We start from the raw sequence: 3,034 nt of genomic DNA on the forward strand, positions 1-3,034 counted from the left end.
CCCGAACGCGCTCCATGACGACCATCATCAGCCGCCGTCCTCCCACCGGCAAGGGCCTCGTCTGTTACCGCCCGGCCTCTGCGCCCGCGCCACCGCGTCGGCTACCGTTGAACCACCCGGATCATGACGAGGACGCCGCCGTGAATCTGCAGGACATGATGGTGCAACACGACAGCTCGTCGCGCACCGTCGACAAATACCTGATGTCCCACGAGGGACGGGTCATCGCCGTCCGCCGCCACCCCGCCGTCCTGCTCCTCCCCGTCGCGGTCGTCGTCGCCGGGCTCGTCGCGTGCGGTGCGATCAGCGCCGTCATCGGCCTCACCTGGATCTGGTGGCTGTGGCTCATCGCCATCGCCTACCTGGTCTGGAAGGTCATCGCCTGGTCCGTGGAGTTCTTCCTGGTCACCGAGCACCGAGTGATGGTGATCAACGGAGTGCTCAACCGGAACGTCGCGATGATGCCGCTGGCCAAGGTCACGGACATCGCGCTGAACCGCTCCATGGCCGGACGGATCCTCGGGTACGGCGAATTCGTGATGGAGTCCGCGGGCCAGAAGCAGGCGCTCCGCAATGTCGGCTTCATGCCGTACCCGGAGCAGCTCTACCTGGAGGTCTCGTCCGTCATCTTCGGCACCATCGACGAATCCCCTGACTAGAGCCGATCCCCCACCGCCCAGCGCACCACGTGCCGTAGCCGAAGCGGCCAAGCCTACGAGCCAGAGTCCGACGTCCGGCGTTGCGGTCAGCGCGAACGATCTCCCGGCGGTTCAGTTCGATGACGCCGCAGCGAAACCCTCCGGCGGGACGGGACGAGGTTAGATCGCACCCATGACCTCCCGCGGATGACCAGGTCGTAGGCTTCGGCGGCGGACGGCGCGCCGCCCGGGACGAGGGCGCCGAGGGAGGCGCCGAGGGCCAGGGTGAGGGTGGCGGGAAGGATCCGCCGGCGGAATCGGTCTCTCGCGTGCATCCGGACTCCAGTTCTCAACTGACGGCGGCGCTCACCTGACGGCGATGCAGTCGATCTCGACGAGCGAGTCGCCGGGGATGCCCGCCGCGGCGGCGATGGTGGTGCGCACGCCGGGCTCGCGGCCCCAGCGGCCGCGGAAGACCTCGTTCATGCCGTCGTAGTCGTCCAGCGAGTTGAGGTAGAGTTGACCTTCAGCCACGCCGCCAAGGCGGTCGGTTGCGAATCAGCGCCTCTGGGTTCCGCCACCGGGTTTCATGCAACTCGCGACCGCGCGTCCCGTCGGCGCCGGGCCCGATGCCCGAGCAGCCCGACGACTTCGGCCTCGCTGAGCGAGCTTCTCCGGGCCACCTGGCCGGCAACGCACCCAGATCCTAGATAGCGACGTCAACACCACCGGCATCACCGACCCCTTCTATTCGGCTTCACCCACCCACTCAAGCTGGTCTCGCCACCCGCTCCCGCACGGGCTCACCCGCCAGCTGTGGTGATCGGTCTCAATTGCGAACGCGACCGGGAGAAGATCGCCGACCTCGAACGAATCGACTACATCCGCCGACTCATTCGAAAACCTCCTCGTACTCGCGCGCAGGGGACGGCTCCCGACTCCTGGAACTCATCGGCCGTATCCGCGCCGTCCTGGGCATCGTCTCCCTGGAAAGCTTTGTCCAACACAAACTGTGCGAACAGACCCACTCCCAGTGCGTCCCTCCTCCTCGACACCTAAGCGATTCTCGTTCTCAATGAGGATGGCTTCGCGACACCTCGCGGCGTACTTTTAGATGCCGCAAGGAAGGAGACCGGCCATGTCTGAGTCGGTTCGCCAGAACCTTCCCGCCCCCGACGACCACATCACCGTCCGCCCCTCCCCGGATCAGCTCCTCGTGATCCGCAAAGCGGCCGAGCTGATCGGCTGGACGGTCACCGACTTCGTCCTGTCCGCCGCCCTGGACAGGGCCGAACGCGACCTCTACGAACACGCCGCCGCGTTAGAGACGGCCACGCCCGCCGAAACAGACCCGACAGGGCCCTACACGGCACTCCTCCTAGCCCTGTCCTGAGGACCTCCCTCGCCAACCGTCCGTGGAGCGCCCAGTGGACGTCCCTTTGGCGCGAGACCAGCGAGGCAACGCCCTGACGGCCTTCCTCCCGTCCGCCACCTCCCCCGTGGACGCGCCGATGCCCGCGGCCCTTGCCGCCGTTTGGCACGCCCGGCACCTGCTCCTGGTCTTCGACCGCCACCGCCGCCAGTGGGAACTGCCGGGAGGCCAGATCGACCCTGGCGAGACACCCCAACAGGCAGCAGTCCGCGAACTGCACGAGGAAAGCGGCCTCCACCTTCCCACCCTCACCCTCGCCGGCTACGGACGCTTCCACCTGATCGACCCACCCCACGACGAATACGCAGCGATCTACACCGCCCGCGTGACCACCCGCCACACAACCTTCGTCCCCAACGAAGAAATCGCGGCGATCCGCTGGTGGGACTCAACCACTCCCACGCCCCACGACGCCCAGATCCTCGACACGACCCTGGCCCTGCAGATCAGGTGAGCCCCTCGGACAAGCGCGCGGCATAAGCCGCGGCCTCCTCCTCAGAGTCGTATTTCTGCCGCGGCCAGAAGAACCCGCGAAGCCCGTCCTTCCGATTACGCGGAACGACATGAACATGCAGATGCGGGACGCTCTGACTGACCCGGTTGTTCATCGCCACGAACGACCCGGCCGCACCGAGCACCGACTCCATCGCCCCCGCAAGACGCTGCGCATTCCCGAAGAACGGCCCGAGAAACTCGCTCGGCAAATCGGTGAGCGTCTCAAAATGAACTCGGGGCACCAGCAACGTGTGCCCCTTGAACAACGGCCGCACATCAAGAAACGCCAGCACATCCGGCTCGTCCATTACAACATGCGCACTTCGCTCCCCCTTAACGATCTCGCAGAACAAACAATCCTGTCCGGCCATCCCGACCACCCTCCTCCGGCCAATCAATCAAGAGCACCACACATATCACCCGAAGCCCACATCCCCCACGCAACACCCTCCCCCACCAAGAGCACCCC

Annotated in this window: 5 protein-coding genes; 3 read left to right on the forward strand and 2 right to left on the reverse strand. The window is 66.2% G+C overall.

The window, feature by feature from the left end:
- Positions 1–140 precede the first annotated feature (140 nt).
- The gene (locus E1287_RS42730; RefSeq protein ID WP_347814013.1) at positions 141–659 is read left to right on the forward strand and encodes a PH domain-containing protein; all 519 of its coding nucleotides are present in this window, start codon (positions 141–143) and stop codon (positions 657–659) included.
- A gap of 345 nt (positions 660–1,004) precedes the next feature.
- Here E1287_RS42730 and E1287_RS42735 read toward each other — a convergent pair whose 3' ends face one another.
- Positions 1,005–1,172 carry a hypothetical protein gene (locus E1287_RS42735; RefSeq protein WP_207934815.1) on the reverse strand — a complete coding sequence of 56 codons (168 nt, stop codon included), beginning with the start codon at positions 1,170–1,172 and terminating at the stop codon, positions 1,005–1,007.
- Positions 1,173–1,776: 604 nt separating this feature from the next.
- Between E1287_RS42735 and E1287_RS42740 the strand changes: the two genes are divergently transcribed.
- Positions 1,777–2,031: a DUF1778 domain-containing protein gene (locus E1287_RS42740; protein ID WP_165969471.1), complete on the forward strand. Its 255-nt coding sequence runs from the start codon at positions 1,777–1,779 to the stop codon at positions 2,029–2,031.
- 34 nt (positions 2,032–2,065) lie between these two features.
- The gene (locus E1287_RS42745) at positions 2,066–2,524 is read left to right on the forward strand and encodes an NUDIX hydrolase (protein ID WP_131971782.1); all 459 of its coding nucleotides are present in this window, start codon (positions 2,066–2,068) and stop codon (positions 2,522–2,524) included.
- Here the strand turns inward: E1287_RS42745 and E1287_RS42750 are convergent.
- Positions 2,517–2,936: an HIT domain-containing protein gene (locus tag E1287_RS42750; protein ID WP_131971784.1), complete on the reverse strand. Its 420-nt coding sequence runs from the start codon at positions 2,934–2,936 to the stop codon at positions 2,517–2,519. The genes E1287_RS42745 and E1287_RS42750 overlap by 8 nt on opposite strands.
- Positions 2,937–3,034: the final 98 nt, after the last annotated feature.

Source organism: Actinomadura sp. KC06 (assembly GCF_004348735.1).
In the GTDB taxonomy this organism is placed as follows: domain Bacteria; phylum Actinomycetota; class Actinomycetes; order Streptosporangiales; family Streptosporangiaceae; genus Spirillospora.